This window comes from Escherichia sp. KTE172 (genome assembly GCF_000408845.1).
GTDB lineage: Bacteria > Pseudomonadota > Gammaproteobacteria > Enterobacterales > Enterobacteriaceae > Escherichia > Escherichia coli.
Map to the genome: position 1 here is coordinate 2093978 of NZ_KE137316.1, position 17978 is coordinate 2111955.

The 17978-nt window shown below is 51.8% G+C and carries 19 protein-coding genes; 10 read left to right on the forward strand and 9 right to left on the reverse strand.

What is annotated here, in order from left to right:
- Window positions 1-8: 8 nt before the first annotated feature.
- Window positions 9-452, reverse strand: coding sequence for a PTS mannitol transporter subunit IIA (gene cmtB, locus G434_RS13825; RefSeq protein ID WP_001239650.1), 444 nt, complete (start codon window positions 450-452; stop codon window positions 9-11).
- A 377-nt stretch (window positions 453-829) separates the two neighbouring features.
- On the opposite strand from cmtB, the gene G434_RS13820 reads away from it, so the two are divergent.
- Window positions 830-1738 carry a prohibitin family protein gene (locus G434_RS13820; RefSeq protein ID WP_000646940.1) on the forward strand — a complete coding sequence of 303 codons (909 nt, stop codon included), beginning with the start codon at window positions 830-832 and terminating at the stop codon, window positions 1736-1738.
- Window positions 1739-1783: 45 nt separating this feature from the next.
- Here G434_RS13820 and tkt read toward each other — a convergent pair whose 3' ends face one another.
- A complete protein-coding gene (gene tkt, locus G434_RS13815) occupies window positions 1784-3775 on the reverse strand; it encodes a transketolase (protein WP_000098614.1) in 1992 nt (663 codons plus the stop codon).
- A 277-nt stretch (window positions 3776-4052) separates the two neighbouring features.
- Here tkt and loiP point away from each other — a divergent pair, with 277 nt between their 5' ends.
- The gene (loiP, locus tag G434_RS13810) at window positions 4053-4811 is read left to right on the forward strand and encodes a metalloprotease LoiP (protein WP_001297457.1); all 759 of its coding nucleotides are present in this window, start codon (window positions 4053-4055) and stop codon (window positions 4809-4811) included.
- Window positions 4812-4858: 47 nt separating this feature from the next.
- On the opposite strand, the gene speB is transcribed toward loiP, so the two are convergent.
- The 6 genes from speB to yqgD form a co-directional block, all read right to left on the reverse strand.
- Entirely contained in the window at window positions 4859-5779 is a 921-nt protein-coding gene (speB, locus tag G434_RS13805; protein WP_000105561.1) for an agmatinase, read from the reverse strand.
- Window positions 5780-5914: 135 nt separating this feature from the next.
- Complete coding sequence (locus G434_RS13800; RefSeq protein WP_000758897.1) at window positions 5915-6646, reverse strand: hypothetical protein; 732 nt, start codon at window positions 6644-6646, stop codon at window positions 5915-5917.
- A gap of 145 nt (window positions 6647-6791) precedes the next feature.
- Window positions 6792-8768 (reverse strand): biosynthetic arginine decarboxylase, encoded by a 1977-nt coding sequence (gene speA, locus G434_RS13795; RefSeq protein WP_001295380.1) that lies wholly within the window; start codon window positions 8766-8768, stop codon window positions 6792-6794.
- An 8-nt stretch (window positions 8769-8776) separates the two neighbouring features.
- Entirely contained in the window at window positions 8777-8908 is a 132-nt protein-coding gene (gene yqgB, locus G434_RS0125275) for an acid stress response protein YqgB (RefSeq protein ID WP_001297406.1), read from the reverse strand.
- A 93-nt stretch (window positions 8909-9001) separates the two neighbouring features.
- Window positions 9002-9145 (reverse strand): protein YqgG, encoded by a 144-nt coding sequence (gene yqgG / locus G434_RS30955; protein WP_001297404.1) that lies wholly within the window; start codon window positions 9143-9145, stop codon window positions 9002-9004.
- Between the two features lie 110 nt (window positions 9146-9255).
- Entirely contained in the window at window positions 9256-9507 is a 252-nt protein-coding gene (gene yqgD / locus G434_RS30960) for a protein YqgD (RefSeq protein WP_001305310.1), read from the reverse strand.
- 55 nt (window positions 9508-9562) lie between these two features.
- Between yqgD and metK the strand changes: the two genes are divergently transcribed.
- The 8 genes from metK (at window position 9563) to ruvX (ending at window position 16785) form a co-directional block, all read left to right on the forward strand.
- The gene (metK, locus tag G434_RS13785) at window positions 9563-10717 is read left to right on the forward strand and encodes a methionine adenosyltransferase (RefSeq protein WP_001062128.1); all 1155 of its coding nucleotides are present in this window, start codon (window positions 9563-9565) and stop codon (window positions 10715-10717) included.
- Between the two features lie 435 nt (window positions 10718-11152).
- Window positions 11153-12547: a galactose/proton symporter gene (galP, locus tag G434_RS13780; RefSeq protein WP_001112301.1), complete on the forward strand. Its 1395-nt coding sequence runs from the start codon at window positions 11153-11155 to the stop codon at window positions 12545-12547.
- 76 nt (window positions 12548-12623) lie between these two features.
- The gene (locus tag G434_RS13775; protein WP_000858396.1) at window positions 12624-13121 is read left to right on the forward strand and encodes a SprT family zinc-dependent metalloprotease; all 498 of its coding nucleotides are present in this window, start codon (window positions 12624-12626) and stop codon (window positions 13119-13121) included.
- A 94-nt stretch (window positions 13122-13215) separates the two neighbouring features.
- Window positions 13216-13923: a deoxyribonuclease I gene (gene endA / locus G434_RS13770; protein WP_000286500.1), complete on the forward strand. Its 708-nt coding sequence runs from the start codon at window positions 13216-13218 to the stop codon at window positions 13921-13923.
- A gap of 79 nt (window positions 13924-14002) precedes the next feature.
- The gene (gene rsmE / locus G434_RS13765) at window positions 14003-14734 is read left to right on the forward strand and encodes a 16S rRNA (uracil(1498)-N(3))-methyltransferase (RefSeq protein ID WP_001300912.1); all 732 of its coding nucleotides are present in this window, start codon (window positions 14003-14005) and stop codon (window positions 14732-14734) included.
- 12 nt (window positions 14735-14746) lie between these two features.
- Window positions 14747-15697, forward strand: a complete 951-nt coding sequence (gene gshB / locus G434_RS13760) for a glutathione synthase (protein WP_000593273.1) — start codon at window positions 14747-14749, stop codon at window positions 15695-15697.
- 108 nt (window positions 15698-15805) lie between these two features.
- Window positions 15806-16369, forward strand: coding sequence for a YqgE/AlgH family protein (locus G434_RS13755; protein WP_001053178.1), 564 nt, complete (start codon window positions 15806-15808; stop codon window positions 16367-16369).
- A complete protein-coding gene (gene ruvX, locus G434_RS13750) occupies window positions 16369-16785 on the forward strand; it encodes a Holliday junction resolvase RuvX (protein WP_000017106.1) in 417 nt (138 codons plus the stop codon). The genes G434_RS13755 and ruvX overlap by 1 nt, the downstream gene beginning before the upstream one ends.
- Window positions 16786-16997: 212 nt before the next feature.
- Here ruvX and G434_RS13745 read toward each other — a convergent pair whose 3' ends face one another.
- Window positions 16998-17978 (reverse strand): PilT/PilU family type 4a pilus ATPase, encoded by a 981-nt coding sequence (locus G434_RS13745; protein WP_001055632.1) that lies wholly within the window; start codon window positions 17976-17978, stop codon window positions 16998-17000.

Genomic DNA, 17978 nt, shown 5'->3' on the forward strand with positions numbered 1-17978 from the left:
GAGAGTAATTATCCGCGGCTGATAATGTCCGCTAATTGTTTTTCTGATGATGCTGTTAAGAGTTGTTCGAGTATTTCTTCTTCGCACAGTAATTCACTTAACGCCTGAATAGCGCCAATGTGCGAATCGGCATCGGCAGCAGAGAGTCCGATGAGTAATTTAATTGGTTCGTCATTCCCCGGAAAATAAACACCTTGTTCAAGTAATGTCAAAGACATCCCGGTTTTAAGCGCCCCACATTCCGGTCGCGCATGAGGCATTGCCACGCCTGGTGCGAGAATATAATAAGGGCCATTGTTAATGGTGGAATCTTTAATTGCCTGAATGTAATTCTCGCTGATATAGTTTTTATCCAGCAATGATACCATCGAGAAATCGATAGCTTCCTGCCAATCTTTTGCTGAATGTATAACTGAGATTGATGATTCTGGAAAATAATCACTAAGCCGCATAAATTATCCTTATTTTATTTTTAGGGTACCGTCCGGCGGTAAAAATAAAATACTCGTGCGGTTTAATGAAAGCAATTGGGTACGCGAGAAGAAAAACCCCATAAACCAAAATAATAAAACCTTAAATAACAACAATATGAAATTGATATTTTTAAAGTCAACTTTGTATTTGTTATGTTTATCACAAAATCAACATTTTGTTTGTTATTGTATTTGTGATGCATATCGCCATTTATTTATTGAATATCCGAAAACATACTTTTTTTAATGCAACGTTTTTTCGCTATACCCCTTTATAGATTCTGAATTCTCACCTGTCGGCTATTTTCTCCTTACCTCATGTGACATATTCCCCACTTTACTCAAGGAAGATTCATATGAAAGCACCTGTTTCATTAACCTCATTTCGCCCACAAAAATCTCTTGCTATCGCCATTGGCGTGCTTGCCGTGGTTGTGCTGCCATTTCTCTCGTATTACACCGTTAATGAAGGTGAACGCGGCATTTTGCTGCGCTACGGAAAAATCGTAAAAGTTGCCGAGCCGGGTCTGGGTTTTAAGATCCCGTTTATGGAAAGCGTGGAGAAAATTTCCACGCGTAATCAGGCTGTGGTCTATCAGGGATTACAGGCCTACAGCCGCGACCAGCAACCGGCACAAATGACAGTATCAGTCAGCTTCCACATTAAACCTTCAGAAGCAGGCGCGGTTTATACCACCTACAACACCATTGAAGCATTAAAAGATCGTCTGATTGTCCGTCAGTTGCCAACTCAACTGGAGAACGTTTTCGGCCAATATACCGCCATCAGCGCGGTACAGGATCGTACAAAACTGGTTCAGGATCTGCAAAATGCCATGCGCAAAGCCGTTGTTGGGCCAGTGGTAATTGACGGGGTCCAGATTGAAAATATTGATTTTTCTGACGCTTATGAAAAGTCGATTGAAGACCGAATGAAAGCAGAAGTCGCCATTGCCACGCGTAAGCAAAATCTGGAAACAGAGAAAATCCAGGCGCAAATAGCGGTAACTCAGGCCCAGGCAGAAGCAGACAGTAAACTGGCGGCAGCTAAAGCAGAAGCGGAAACTATTCGCGTAAGAGGCGCGGCAGAGGCTGAAACTATTCGTTTAAAAAGTGCGGCTGAAGCAGAAGCGATCCGCCTGCGCGGTGAAGCTCTGCGGGATAATCCCGGACTTGTAGCCCTCACCACTGCCGAACGTTGGGACGGTAAACTGCCCGATACCATGATCCCCGGCAGCACAGTTCCGTTTATCTCTACTAAGTAAAAAAAGGGCCGCTTTCGCGGCCCTTCTCACAAAGCATCTTACCGATTACAGCAGTTCTTTTGCTTTCGCAACAACGTTGTCAACGGTGAAGCCGAACTCTTCAAACAGCAGCTCTGCCGGAGCAGATTCACCGAAGGTGGTCATGCCGACGATAGCACCGTTCAGGCCAACATACTTGTACCAGTAGTCAGCAATACCCGCTTCCACCGCAACGCGTGCAGTAACCGCTTTCGGCAGTACAGACTCACGGTAAGCCGCATCCTGCTTGTCGAACGCGTCGGTAGACGGCATGGAAACCACGCGCGCTTTCACGCCTTCAGCAGTCAGTTTTTCGTAGGCAGCAACCGCCAGTTCAACTTCAGAACCGGTCGCGATGAAGATCAGTTCCGGCTGACCGGCACAGTCTTTCAGCACATAACCACCGCGCGCGATGTTTGCCAGTTGCTCTTCAGTACGTTCCTGCTGCGCCAGGTTCTGACGGGAGAGGATAAGCGCAGTCGGGCCGTCCTGACGCTCAACGCCGTATTTCCATGCCACTGCAGATTCAACCTGGTCACACGGACGCCATGTAGACATGTTCGGGGTCACGCGCAGTGAAGCGACCTGCTCAACCGGCTGGTGAGTCGGGCCATCTTCGCCCAGACCGATGGAGTCGTGGGTGTAAACCATCACCTGACGCTGTTTCATCAGCGCAGCCATACGTACGGCGTTACGTGCGTATTCCACGAACATCAGGAAGGTGGAGGTGTACGGCAGGAAGCCACCGTGCAGGGAGATACCGTTAGCAATCGCGGTCATACCGAACTCGCGAACACCGTAGTGGATGTAGTTACCCGCAGCATCTTCGTTGATTGCTTTAGAACCAGACCACAGGGTCAGGTTAGACGGTGCCAGGTCAGCAGAGCCGCCGAGGAATTCCGGCAACAGCGGGCCGAACGCTTCAATCGCATTCTGAGACGCTTTACGGCTGGCGATTTTCGCCGGGTTAGCCTGCAGTTTAGCGATGAACTCTTTCGCTTTGGCGTCGAAGTCAGACGGCATTTCGCCTTTCATACGGCGGGTAAATTCAGCGGCTTCCTGCGGATAAGCTTTCGCGTAAGCAGCGAATTTCTCGTTCCATGCGGATTCTTTCGCCTGGCCTGCTTCTTTCGCATCCCACTGAGCATAGATTTCAGACGGGATTTCGAACGGTGCATATTTCCAGCCCAGCTGTTCGCGGGTCAGGGCAATTTCAGCGTCGCCCAGTGGCGCACCGTGGGAGTCGTGGGTACCGGCTTTGTTCGGGGAACCGAAACCGATGATGGTTTTGCACATCAGCAGGGACGGTTTGTCAGTCACTGCGCGCGCTTCTTCTACTGCGCGTTTGATGGATGCCGCGTCATGACCGTCGATGTCGCGAATAACGTGCCAGCCGTAAGCTTCGAAACGCATTGCGGTGTCGTCGGTGAACCAGCCTTCAACGTGACCATCGATAGAGATACCGTTGTCATCGTAGAACGCAATCAGTTTACCCAGCTTCAGCGTACCCGCCAGAGAGCAAACTTCGTGGGAGATGCCTTCCATCATGCAGCCGTCACCCATGAAGGCGTAGGTGTAGTGGTCGACAATGTCGTGGCCCGGACGGTTAAACTGCGCCGCCAGCGTTTTTTCTGCAATCGCCATACCGACTGCGTTGGCAATACCCTGACCCAGCGGACCGGTGGTGGTTTCCACACCAGCGGTATAACCTACTTCCGGGTGGCCCGGAGTTTTAGAGTGCAGCTGACGGAAGTTTTTCAGTTCTTCCATCGGCAGATCGTAACCGGTGAGGTGCAGCAGGCTGTAGATCAGCATGGAGCCGTGGCCGTTGGACAGCACGAAGCGGTCACGGTCAGCCCAGGACGGATTCTGCGGGTTGTGTTTCAGGAAATCACGCCACAGGACTTCGGCAATGTCAGCCATACCCATAGGGGCACCCGGGTGACCGGATTTGGCTTTCTGTACTGCGTCCATGCTCAGCGCACGAATAGCATTGGCAAGCTCTTTACGTGAGGACATTTTGACTCCAGATCGGATGATGAAGGGCACGCCCTTAACGACTTGACGACAGCGCGTTTTGGGCTACGCCGGAAAATTTGCCAACAATTTACCGCAAGCCGCGCGTCATGTACATGGAACATCCTTTTGCCGCTTCAGAAATCTCTGGATCATGCTCGCATGTTGCGCAATCTGCTCGCCCGTCCGCTGCGCTTTTCCTTATACTGAGACTGAGCGTCGATTCACCTGCAAACGGCGCATTTTTAGAATAATCCTGACCTTGTGCGGAAGAGAAAACATGAAAATTCGCGCCTTATTGGTAGCAATGAGCGTGGCAACGGTACTGACCGGTTGCCAGAATATGGACTCCAACGGACTGCTCTCATCAGGAGCGGAAGCTTTTCAGGCTTACAGTTTGAGTGATGCGCAGGTGAAAACCCTGAGCGATCAGGCATGTCAGGAGATGGACAGCAAGGCGACGATTGCGCCAGCCAATAGCGAATACGCTAAACGTCTGACAACTATTGCCAATGCGCTAGGCAACAATATCAACGGTCAGCCGGTGAATTACAAAGTGTATATGGCGAAGGATGTGAACGCCTTTGCAATGGCTAACGGCTGTATCCGCGTCTATAGCGGGCTGATGGATATGATGACAGATAACGAAGTCGAAGCGGTGATCGGTCACGAGATGGGGCACGTAGCGTTGGGCCATGTGAAAAAAGGGATGCAGGTGGCACTTGGTACAAATGCCGTACGAGTAGCTGCGGCCTCTGCGGGCGGGATTGTCGGCAGTTTATCTCAATCACAACTCGGTGATCTGGGCGAGAAATTAGTTAATTCGCAATTCTCCCAGCGCCAGGAAGCAGAAGCCGATGATTATTCTTACGATCTTCTGCGCCAACGCGGCATCAGCCCGGCAGGTCTTGCCACCAGCTTTGAAAAACTGGCGAAGCTGGAAGAAGGCCGTCAAAGCTCAATGTTTGACGACCATCCAGCATCCGCCGAACGCGCCCAGCATATTCGCGATCGTATGAGCGCGGATGGAGTTAAGTAAGCATTTTATTACGCCGGATTTGACGCATAACGCATCTTATCCGGCGCTTACTCGCCCTTTTTCGCCGCCTGGATATACAGCATTTCCAGCGCCAGCGTCGCCGCAGCCAGAGCGGTGATTTCCGACTGATCGTATGCCGGAGCCACTTCCACTACGTCCATCCCAACAATGTTGAGATCTTTCAGGCCGCGTACCAGTTTAATAGCGCGATCGGAGGTCAGGCCGCCAATTACTGGCGTACCGGTTCCCGGCGCGAAAGCAGGATCCAGGCAGTCGATATCAAAGGTCAGGTAAACCGGCATATCACCCACAATCTGTTTCACTTGGGCGATAACGTCATCCACGCCGCGATCGTTCACCTGGCAGGCGTCCAGTACGGTAAAGCCGTTGTCTTTATCAAACTCGGTACGAATACCAATCTGTACGGAGTGATTCGGGTCGATCAGACCTTCTTTCGGCGCGGTATAGAACATGGTGCCGTGGTCAAATTCACAACCGTTCGCATAGGTATCGGTGTGGGCGTCAAAGTGTACCAGCGCCATTTTGCCGAAATGCTTCGCATGAGCACGCAGCAGCGGCAGGGTAACAAAGTGGTCACCACCGAAGGAGAGCATACGCTTACCGGCAGCCAGCAGCTTTTCGGCATGCGCCTGCAGCTTCTCGCTCATCTCACGAGCATCGCCGAAGGCATACACCAGATCGCCGCAGTCCACCACGTTCAGACGCTCGCGCATGTCGAAATTCCACGGGAAGCGGTTGTGTTCCCAGGCCAGATTCGTCGAAACCTGACGGATCGCCGCCGGACCGTGGCGTCCACCCGCACGACCAGAAGTGGCCATATCGAACGGCACGCCGGTAATTACCCAGTCAGCATCGCTGTCATACGGCTGGAAGTTCATCGGCAGGCGTAAAAAACCAAAGGCGTTGGAAACCAGTGAGTTATCGTATTGATGACCTAAGGTGCTCATGGATGGACTCCTATTACAAAGTCGATATAAAAAAACCCTTCCGCGTCGTTAGGCCCGACGAGGAAGGGTTGGATTTGCGAAACACAATTTTGTGCTAATTATCGCCTTAAATGGGCGAGGCATCAAGCGAGGTTACTATTTCCGACACGGTGGCGGCGCATAGCCATTGTTGTCCGCCGGAAACGCTTGTCCAGAGCACGGTGGCAGCGCGTTTTGCGCCGTGCCTTGTAATTCAAAGGCGGCAAAGCCGATTACACCGGTATTACGCACATCGCCTTGCGCCGAATTGGCTGCGTAGGAATCAGCAACGTTGGCGAACTGAAAAGCCGCTTCGGTATGTTTATCTTTGCGGAATCCTTTAATCGCTAACGAATCTCCGGCATTCACAATATAGCCATTGTTATTCAGCGAACCTTGCTTGCCGTTCAGCACATCCAGGCCATCAACCGTAGCAACGATCTCGTAGTTGGTGTTACGACTGTAATTACGGATATATAATTGATAATTCATTCCGATTCTGGCATGGACAATATAGCGTGGTTCATTATTGGATGAATCATAAACCCGCGTAATAGGTAGAGAATTAAAATTACCATCGCGAATAGCATATTCCAGTTCGTTAATACGAATGCTATAAACGCGGTCGTAGCCCGAAGGAACAGTAGTCGAATAACTAATAACGATCATCTCTGCCGGATCGCGCCAGGCTCGCTCAGCAGATACGCCCTGAACCGATGAGTGCACATCCCCACCCCAGGCGGTGCCGACATTGCCCGATGTACTGCTATTATACTGCGCATTACTGGAACAACCGGCCAGCAGCACGACTAATGCTATCAACGCGCTACGTACTTTCCATTTTTTCATAACCGTTCCCTCTGTATTTAATTAATGCAGCGATTGTAGGGGGATTATTTAATAAGAAAAGCAGCTAAATTATTTTTAAGAATATATAAAAAGAAAGCGGGCCGATTTACGTAAATAAATCGACCCGCCAGCGGAATAATCTTAATTATTCATCTTCAAGATAGGTATAACCGTACAAACCTGCCTCGAACTCTTCAAGGAACTGTTGTTGCAGTTCAGCATCAAGATCGGTTTTCTTCACTTGATCACGGAACTGGGTTAACAACGTTTTCGGATCGAGCTGTACATATTGCAGCATATCCGCCACGGTATCGCCTTCGTCAGACAGTTCTACTTCTACGCTGCCGTCAGGGAAGACGAACACGTCAACCGCTTCGGTATCACCGAACAGGTTGTGCATGTTGCCGAGGATCTCCTGATATGCGCCGACCATGAAGAAACCGAGCATCGGCGGATTCTCTGGATCGTACTCCGGCATTGGCATTGTCGTGGCAATACCATCACCATCAATATAGTGATCAATAGCACCGTCAGAGTCACAGGTAATATCCAGCAGCACAGCGCGGCGTTCCGGCACTTGATCCAGCCCTTCCAGCGGCAGAACCGGGAACAACTGGTCGATCCCCCACGCATCCGGCATCGACTGGAACAGCGAGAAGTTGACGTACATTTTGTCCGCCATACGTTCCTGCAGCTCGTCGATAATCGGACGATGAGCACGGTTTTGCGGATCCAGCTGCTTTTGCACTTCATGGCACATGCTCAAATAAAGCTGCTCAGCCCATGCGCGTTCTTGCAGGCTAAAGGTGCCGGAAGAGTAGCCGATATGAATATCGTGCAGATCCATCTGGCTGTCGTGTAACCATTCACGCAGAGAACGGCGAGTTCCCGGTTCGTGCATCTCCTGCCAGGTTTCCCACATGCTTTGCAGGGCGCGCGGTGCGTCTTCTGCAGGCGCGGTCGGCACCGTGTATTCGTTACGTTCCACGCCGATGATATTCGACACCAGCACGGTGTGATGCGCAGTCACCGCACGACCCGATTCGGTGATTACCGTCGGATGCGGCAGACCATTTTCTTCACACGCATCACCAATCGCCCAGATGATGTTGTTGGCGTATTCATTGAGGCCGTAGTTCACCGAACAGTCGGACTGCGAACGGGTGCCTTCATAGTCCACGCCCAGACCGCCGCCGACGTCGAAGCACTGAATATTGACGCCCAGCTTGTGCAGCTCAACATAGAAACGCGCGGATTCACGAACGCCTGTCGCGATATCGCGAATATTCGCCATCTGCGAACCGAGGTGGAAGTGCAGCAGTTGCAGGCTGTCGAGACGCCCGGCTTCACGCAGCGTTTCAACCAGTTGCAGTACCTGAGTCGCCGCCAGGCCGAACTTCGATTTTTCCCCGCCAGAGGACTGCCATTTACCCGAGCCCTGCGAAGCCAGACGTGCACGCACGCCCAGACGAGGAACGACATTCAGACGTTCTGCTTCATCCAGCACAATGGCAATTTCTGACATCTTCTCAATGACCAGATAGACCTTGTGGCCCATCTTCTCGCCAATTAATGCCAGGCGGATATATTCGCGGTCCTTATAACCGTTGCAGACGATGACGCTACGGGTCATGCCAGCATGTGCCAGCACCGCCATCAACTCCGCTTTGGAACCGGCCTCCAGGCCCAGCGGTTCGCCCGAATGAATCAGGGACTCAATCACGCGGCGGTGCTGGTTAACTTTGATCGGATAAACGAGGAAGTAATCGCCGTTATAGCCGTAGGATTCCCGCGCTCGTTTGAACGCGGCGTTAATGGAACGCAAACGGTGCTGCAGGATCTGTGGGAAACAGAACAGTGCAGGCAGACGCTGGCCCTGTGCTTCACGAGTTTTCACTAACTGCGCGAGATCGACGCGAGCTTCCGGGACGTCCGGGTCCGGGCACACGCTAATGTGGCCCAGCTCGTTAACGTCATAGTAGTTATTGCCCCACCAGGCAATATTGTAAGTACGCAGCATCTTGCTGGCTTCCTGGGAGCTCATTGCAACCTCCTGCATGGAGCGTAGTACACCGTGTTCGCCCGCTGACGAAGGCAAACCCATAGACATGTCGTCAGACATAGCGAACCTCAAATTATTTTATTAAGTGTAAAACAGTTAACGACTATCGCAGCCTGGAACTGCGATAACAACCCATACGCACATGGATTTTCCAGCAGTGAATGCTGACGCTCCAACTGCGCAACCGGTTTCTTTTTCATAACATTATTAAGCACATAACCGAACATAAGTGTGACAGTTCGGCGAAACCACGAGAAAACTCTTGTTTTTACAAGAGCGCCCTTGTTCAGTCCTCAGTAACTGTAACCAGCTCTTGAATCCTGAGAAGCGCCGAGATGGGTATAACATCGGCAGGTATGCAAAGCAGAGATGCAGAGTGCGGGGAACGAATCTTCACCAGAACGGTGAGACAGGTTAAGCAGCAGACAACGGTTCATTATTTCGTATCACCTCCACGGCCGCCTGTTAAGACGAACCCACAAGCCAAAACTCTGATTTCAACCCGGCTGGAAGTGGCAACACGAAAGAAACGTCGTGTGCTTTTTATTTAAGCCGCGCGCCGCGTTTTATACCCCACAATGGCAGAAAATTGCAAAAGATAAATACGCAGAATGCCAGCATTGTCAGGAAAAATTTCCAGCCACGTTTTTAACAGAATGAGACACGATTCAAAAAAAAGTGGAAATTGGGTGAAGAACTGACCTAAAATAGCCATCCAGATGTTAATCCATCCATACCGATTAACACTCAGACTGCCAGTGTTTTTAACCTGCAGAGTCGTGGTAGGATCCGCTACCACAGAAAATCCACACAACAGTTTGAGCTAACCAAATTCTCTTTAGGTGATATTAAATATGGCAAAACACCTTTTTACGTCCGAGTCCGTCTCTGAAGGGCATCCTGACAAAATTGCTGACCAAATCTCTGATGCCGTTTTAGACGCGATCCTCGAACAGGATCCGAAAGCACGCGTTGCTTGCGAAACCTACGTAAAAACTGGCATGGTTTTAGTTGGCGGCGAAATCACCACCAGCGCCTGGGTAGACATCGAAGAGATCACCCGTAACACCGTTCGCGAAATTGGCTATGTACATTCCGACATGGGCTTTGACGCTAACTCCTGTGCGGTTCTGAGCGCTATCGGCAAACAGTCTCCTGACATCAACCAGGGCGTTGACCGTGCCGATCCGCTGGAACAGGGCGCGGGTGACCAGGGTCTGATGTTTGGCTACGCAACCAATGAAACCGACGTGCTGATGCCAGCGCCTATCACCTATGCACACCGTCTGGTACAGCGTCAGGCTGAAGTGCGTAAAAACGGCACTCTGCCGTGGCTGCGCCCGGACGCGAAAAGCCAGGTGACTTTCCAGTATGACGACGGCAAAATCGTTGGTATCGATGCTGTCGTGCTTTCCACTCAGCACTCTGAAGAAATCGACCAGAAATCGCTGCAAGAAGCGGTAATGGAAGAGATCATCAAGCCGATTCTGCCGGCTGAATGGCTGACTTCTGCCACCAAATTCTTCATCAACCCGACCGGTCGTTTTGTTATCGGTGGCCCGATGGGTGACTGCGGTCTGACTGGTCGTAAAATTATCGTTGATACCTACGGCGGCATGGCACGTCACGGTGGTGGTGCATTCTCTGGTAAAGATCCATCAAAAGTGGACCGTTCCGCAGCGTACGCAGCACGTTATGTCGCGAAAAACATCGTTGCTGCTGGCCTGGCCGATCGTTGTGAAATTCAGGTTTCCTACGCAATCGGCGTGGCTGAACCGACCTCTATCATGGTGGAAACTTTCGGTACCGAGAAAGTGCCTTCTGAACAACTGACTCTGCTGGTACGTGAGTTCTTTGACCTGCGTCCATACGGTCTGATTCAGATGCTGGATCTGCTGCACCCGATCTACAAAGAAACCGCAGCATACGGTCACTTTGGTCGCGAACATTTCCCGTGGGAAAAAACCGACAAAGCGCAGCTGCTGCGCGATGCTGCCGGTCTGAAGTAATCTTTCTTCACCTGCTTTCAAAGGCCAGCCTCGCGCTGGCCTTTTTCTTTTACCTCACCGCGGTGGATAGGCGTTCACGCGGCATCCGGCAAAAAGCTGCCCGCACAATAACATCATTCTTCCTGAACACGTTTTACCGCAAATTATCATCGCTACTGAAACCGATTACACCAACCACACCAGACAAAGATTTGTAATATTTTCATATTATTATTCGGTTTTCACAGTTGTTACATTTCTTTTCAGTAAAGTCTTAATTGCAGATAACAGCGTTTAATCTATGATGATATAACTCAATTATTTTCATGCACTTAAATCATAACTAAGATAAATGTTAGTGTAAGCGATTACACTGATGTGATTTGCTTCACATCTTTTTACGTCGTACTCACCTATCTTAATTCACAATAAAAAATAACCATATTGGAGGGCATCATGCCTGACGCTAAAAAACAGGGGCGGTCAAACAAGGCAATGACGTTTTTCGTCTGCTTCCTTGCTGCTCTGGCGGGATTACTCTTTGGCCTGGATATCGGTGTAATTGCTGGCGCACTGCCGTTTATTGCAGATGAATTCCAGATTACTTCGCACACGCAAGAATGGGTCGTAAGCTCCATGATGTTCGGTGCGGCAGTCGGTGCGGTGGGCAGCGGCTGGCTCTCCTTTAAACTCGGGCGCAAAAAGAGCCTGATGATCGGCGCAATCCTGTTTGTTGCCGGTTCACTGTTCTCTGCGGCTGCGCCAAACGTTGAAGTACTGATTCTTTCCCGCGTTCTGCTGGGGCTGGCGGTGGGTGTGGCCTCTTATACCGCACCACTGTACCTCTCTGAAATTGCGCCGGAAAAAATTCGCGGCAGTATGATCTCGATGTATCAGTTGATGATCACTATCGGGATCCTCGGTGCTTATCTTTCTGATACCGCCTTCAGCTACACCGGTGCATGGCGCTGGATGCTGGGTGTGATTATCATCCCGGCAATTTTGCTGCTGATTGGTGTCTTCTTCCTGCCAGACAGCCCTCGTTGGTTTGCCGCCAAACGCCGTTTTGTTGATGCCGAACGCGTGCTGCTGCGCCTGCGTGACACCAGCGCGGAAGCGAAACGTGAACTGGATGAAATCCGTGAAAGTTTGCAGGTTAAACAGAGTGGCTGGGCGCTGTTTAAAGAGAACAGCAACTTCCGCCGCGCGGTGTTCCTTGGCGTACTGTTGCAGGTAATGCAGCAATTCACCGGGATGAACGTCATCATGTATTACGCGCCGAAAATCTTCGAACTGGCGGGTTATACCAACACTACCGAGCAAATGTGGGGGACGGTGATCGTCGGCCTGACTAACGTACTCGCCACCTTTATCGCAATCGGCCTTGTTGACCGCTGGGGACGTAAACCAACGCTAACGCTGGGCTTCCTGGTGATGGCTGCTGGCATGGGCGTACTCGGTACAATGATGCATATCGGTATCCACTCTCCGTCGGCGCAGTATTTCGCTATCGCCATGCTGCTGATGTTTATTGTCGGCTTTGCCATGAGTGCCGGTCCGCTGATTTGGGTACTGTGCTCCGAAATTCAGCCGCTGAAAGGCCGCGATTTTGGCATCACCTGCTCCACCGCCACCAACTGGATTGCCAACATGATCGTTGGCGCAACGTTCCTGACCATGCTCAACACGCTGGGTAACGCCAACACCTTCTGGGTGTATGCGGCTCTGAACGTACTGTTTATCCTGCTGACATTGTGGCTGGTGCCGGAAACCAAACACGTTTCGCTGGAACATATTGAACGTAATCTGATGAAAGGTCGTAAACTGCGCGAAATCGGCGCTCACGATTAATCTCCTCAGGCTTCCTCCCGTCGCGGAGGAAGCCACCTCTTGCAGTCATCTTTTCTTCGCTCTATCCTCTGCCGCTATGAAAACATCCCGTCTCCCTATCGCCATCCAACAGGCCGTTATGCGTCGCCTGCGGGAAAAACTCGCCCAGGCCAACCTGAAGCTAGGGCGTAACTACCCGGAGCCAAAACTCTCTTACACCCAGCGCGGCACCTCCGCCGGAACAGCCTGGCTGGAAAGCTATGAAATCCGCCTCAATCCCGTTTTGCTGTTGGAAAACAGTGAAGCCTTTATTGAAGAAGTGGTGCCGCACGAACTGGCACATTTGCTGGTATGGAAACATTTCGGCCGCGTAGCGCCACATGGCAAAGAGTGGAAGTGGATGATGGAAAGCGTGCTGGGCGTTCCCGCCCGCCGTACGCATCAGTTCGAACTGCAATCCGTGCGCCGCAACACCTTCCCCTACCGCTGCAAGTGCCAGGAGCATCAGCTTACCGTACGCCGTCATAATCGCGTAGTTCGTGGCGAAGCCGTCTATCGCTGTGTTCACTGCGGCGAACAGCTGGTTGCAAAGTAACCACCTGAACTATCAGGAACTTTCCTGATCTGGCTGATTGCATACTAAAACAACTTTCGCTACGTTGCTGGCTCGTTTTAACACGGAGTAAGTGATGTACCGTTATTTGTCTATTGCTGCGGTGGTACTGAGCGCAGCATTTTCCGGCCCGGCGTTGGCCGAAGGTATCAATAGTTTTTCTCAGGCGAAAGCCGCGGCGGTAAAAGTCCACGCTGACGCGCCCGGTACGTTTTATTGCGGATGTAAAATTAACTGGCAGGGCAAAAAAGGCGTTGTTGATCTGCAATCGTGCGGCTATCAGGTGCGCAAAAATGAAAACCGCGCCAGCCGCGTAGAGTGGGAACACGTCGTTCCCGCCTGGCAATTCGGTCACCAGCGCCAGTGCTGGCAGGACGGTGGACGTAAAAATTGCGCCAAAGATCCGGTCTATCGCAAGATGGAAAGCGATATGCATAACCTGCAACCGTCAGTCGGCGAGGTGAATGGCGATCGCGGCAACTTTATGTACAGCCAGTGGAATGGCGGCGAAGGCCAGTACGGTCAATGCGCCATGAAGGTCGATTTCAAAGAAAAAGCTGCCGAACCACCAGCGCGTGCACGCGGTGCCATTGCGCGCACCTACTTCTATATGCGCGACCAATACAACCTGACACTCTCCCGCCAGCAAACGCAGCTGTTCAACGCATGGAACAAGATGTATCCGGTTACCGACTGGGAGTGCGAGCGTGATGAACGCATCGCGAAGGTGCAGGGCAATCATAACCCGTATGTGCAACGCGCTTGCCAGGCGCGAAAGAGCTAACCTACACTAGCGGGATTCTTTTTGTTACCCCCTACCCCACGCGTACAACCGCGTGGGGAGACGACGCGGATTTTTAACTATGCGTATCCCCCGCATTTATCATCCTGAACCACTGACCAGCCATTCTCACATCGCGCTTTGCGAAGATGCCGCCAACCATATCGGGCGCGTACTGCGCATGGGGCCGGGGCAGGCGTTGCAATTGTTTGACGGCAGCAACCAGGTCTTTGACGCCGAAATTACCAGCGCCAGTAAAAAAAGCGTGGAAGTGAAAGTGCTGGAAGGCCAACTCGACGATCGTGAATCTCCGCTGCATATTCACCTCGGTCAGGTGATGTCGCGTGGCGAAAAAATGGAATTTACTATCCAGAAATCGATCGAACTCGGTGTAAGCCTCATTACGCCACTTTTTTCTGAACGCTGCGGCGTTAAACTGGATAGTGAACGTCTGAACAAGAAGCTCCAGCAGTGGCAGAAGATTGCAATTGCTGCCTGTGAGCAGTGTGGTCGTAACCGGGTGCCGGAAATCCGTCCAGCGATGGATCTGGAAGCCTGGTGTGCAGAGCAGGATGAAGGACTGAAACTGAATCTTCACCCGCGCGCCAGTAACAGCATCAATACGTTGCCGTTACCGGTTGAACGCGTCCGCCTGCTGATTGGCCCGGAAGGCGGTTTATCGGCAGATGAAATTGCCATGACTGCCCGCTATCAATTTACTGATATCCTGTTGGGACCTCGCGTTTTGCGTACAGAGACAACTGCGCTCACCGCCATTACCGCGCTACAAGTACGATTTGGCGATTTGGGCTAACGGAGAAGAATAATGATCAAGCTCGGCATCGTGATGGACCCCATCGCAAACATCAACATCAAGAAAGATTCCAGTTTCGCTATGTTGCTGGAAGCACAGCGTCGTGGTTACGAACTTCACTATATGGAGATGGGCGATCTGTATCTGATCAATGGCGAAGCCCGCGCCCATACCCGCACGCTGAACGTGAAGCAGAACTACGAAGAGTGGTTTTCGTTCGTCGGTGAACAGGATCTGCCGCTGGCCGATCTCGATGTGATCCTGATGCGTAAAGACCCGCCGTTTGATACCGAGTTTATCTACGCGACCTATATTCTGGAACGTGCCGAAGAGAAAGGGACGCTGATCGTTAACAAGCCGCAGAGCCTGCGCGACTGTAACGAGAAACTGTTTACTGCCTGGTTCTCTGACTTAACGCCAGAAACGCTGGTTACGCGCAATAAAGCGCAGCTAAAAGCGTTCTGGGAGAAACACAGCGACATCATTCTTAAGCCACTGGACGGTATGGGCGGCGCGTCGATTTTCCGCGTGAAAGAAGGCGATCCAAACCTCGGCGTGATTGCCGAAACCCTGACTGAGCATGGCACTCGCTACTGCATGGCGCAAAATTACCTGCCAGCCATTAAAGATGGCGACAAACGCGTGCTGGTGGTAGATGGCGAGCCGGTACCGTACTGCCTGGCGCGTATTCCGCAGGGGGGCGAAACCCGTGGCAATCTGGCTGCCGGTGGTCGCGGTGAACCTCGTCCGCTGACGGAAAGTGACTGGAAAATCGCCCGTCAGATCGGGCCGACGCTGAAAGAAAAAGGGCTGATTTTTGTTGGTCTGGATATCATCGGCGACCGTCTGACTGAAATTAACGTCACCAGCCCAACCTGTATTCGTGAGATTGAAGCAGAGTTTCCGGTGTCGATCACCGGAATGTTAATGGATGCCATCGAAGCACGTTTACAGCAGCAGTAACCCACCTTAGCGAGAAGGATCTCGTTGAGACTCTGAGTGACAGCGCCCTTCTTTCCACGCATACTGGGCGCTGTTGCTTTTTTGAACCAGGAAACAGAACCTCTGACAATGAATTTACAGCATCACTTTCTTATTGCCATGCCTGCTCTCCAGGATCCGATTTTCCGTCGTTCCGTGGTCTACATTTGCGAACATAATACCAATGGTGCAATGGGGATCATCGTCAACAAGCCGCTGGAAAATCTCAAAATTGAAGGGATTCTGGAAAAGCTGAAGATCACGCCGGAGCCGCGTGATGAATCAATCCGTCTGGATAAACCGGTTATGCTCGGCGGTCCGCTGGCTGAAGATCGCGGGTTTATTTTGCATACTCCGCCCTCCAATTTTGCTTCCAGCATTCGCATTTCAGACAACACGGTAATGACCACTTCCCGCGATGTGCTGGAAACGCTCGGCACCGATAAACAACCGTCTGACGTATTGGTGGCTCTGGGCTATGCCTCCTGGGAGAAAGGTCAACTGGAACAAGAAATTCTCGATAACGCGTGGCTAACGGCCCCGGCAGATCTGAATATTCTGTTCAAAACGCCGATTGCCGACCGCTGGCGCGAGGCGGCAAAACTGATTGGTGTGGATATTCTCACCATGCCTGGTGTGGCAGGACACGCCTGATGAGTGGAACCTTACTCGCCTTCGACTTCGGTACCAAAAGCATTGGTGTAGCGGTCGGCCAACGCATTACCGGCACCGCTCGCCCATTGCCTGCAATTAAAGCACAGGACGGTACGCCGGACTGGAACATTATCGAGCGTTTACTGAAAGAGTGGCAGCCGGACGAAATCATCGTCGGTTTGCCGCTGAATATGGACGGCACCGAACAGCCGTTAACCGCCAGAGCGCGTAAATTTGCCAACCGTATTCATGGTCGTTTCGGTGTTGAAGTAAAGCTCCATGACGAGCGTCTTAGCACCGTGGAGGCACGTTCCGGTCTGTTTGAACAGGGCGGCTATCGGGCGCTCAACAAAGGCAAAGTTGACTCTGCCTCTGCGGTTATCATTCTCGAAAGTTATTTCGAGCAGGGATATTAAGGCGATTTAAAAGCCTGGCGGATAGTCGTACCATCCCGCCATCTTGCCGGATGCGGCGTGAACGCCTTATCCAGCACACATCTGGCAGCGGCTGTAGGTCTGATAAGACGCGTTAGCGTCGCATCAGACGTTTATTGCCGGATGCTGCGTTTGTATGCCTGATAAGCGTAGCGCATCAGGCATATTTACTAAACTAATCAATCACTTTAGCCTCACAAACGTCCTTCCCCCACCCGCTGCTGATAACTCTGCTGAAACGTTAACATCCCCACCTGCTGCCCGGTTTGAATAACATGCGGCAACTGGTGGGTTTTCCCTTCGCGAATCAAATTCCCCACCGCGGGAGTGTTAATCAGTAATTCAAACAGCGCCACGCGTCCTTCCTGTTTATCCACTTCCAGCTTTTGTGACAGCACTGCCCGTAAACTACCCGCCAGTTGATTACGTACGGGATCTTTTTCCTGCGCCGGAAATGAATCCACCAGTCGCTCAACTGCCTGCGCCGCACCACGCGTATGTAAAGTTGCCAGCACCAGGTGTCCGGTTTCTGCTGCCGTCAGCGCCAGACGGATTGTCTCGCTGTCACGCAGCTCTCCGAGCAAAATCACATCGGGATCTTCCCGCAATGCGGCCCGCAATCCCGATGCGAACGTCATACAGTGCAAACCAATTTCCCGCTGCTGGATCAAACATCGCTGGCTGGCATAAAGATATTCAACAGGATCTTCCAGCGTCAGAATATGCGCATCGGCATGTTGATTAAGATAGCCAACCATCGCCGCCAGCGTGGTAGATTTGCCACTCCCCGTCGCCCCCGTCACCAGAATCAGGCCATTCTCGCTCTTGAGTAATTCCGGCAATATCAGTGGCGCACCAAGCTGTTCGAGCTGTGGACAGTGCGAAGGTAACAACCGTAATGCCAGAGAAATACCTTGCCGTTGCGCGAACGCACTGCCACGCAACCGCTGGTTTTCCGCCAGCGACACAGCAAAATCCAGCTGACCATTCTCCAGCAATATTGCCCGCTGATCGTCATCCAGCCACTCCCGCAGTAGCTCTTCGACGTCCGGCGCATCAAACGGCACAGCTTCCATTCGCCCGCGAATACGCCATCGTGCGGGCCAGGCGCTGCACAGGTGTAGATCCGAGACGTTATGCTTTACACTAAGGGCCACAATTTCTTCCATATTCAT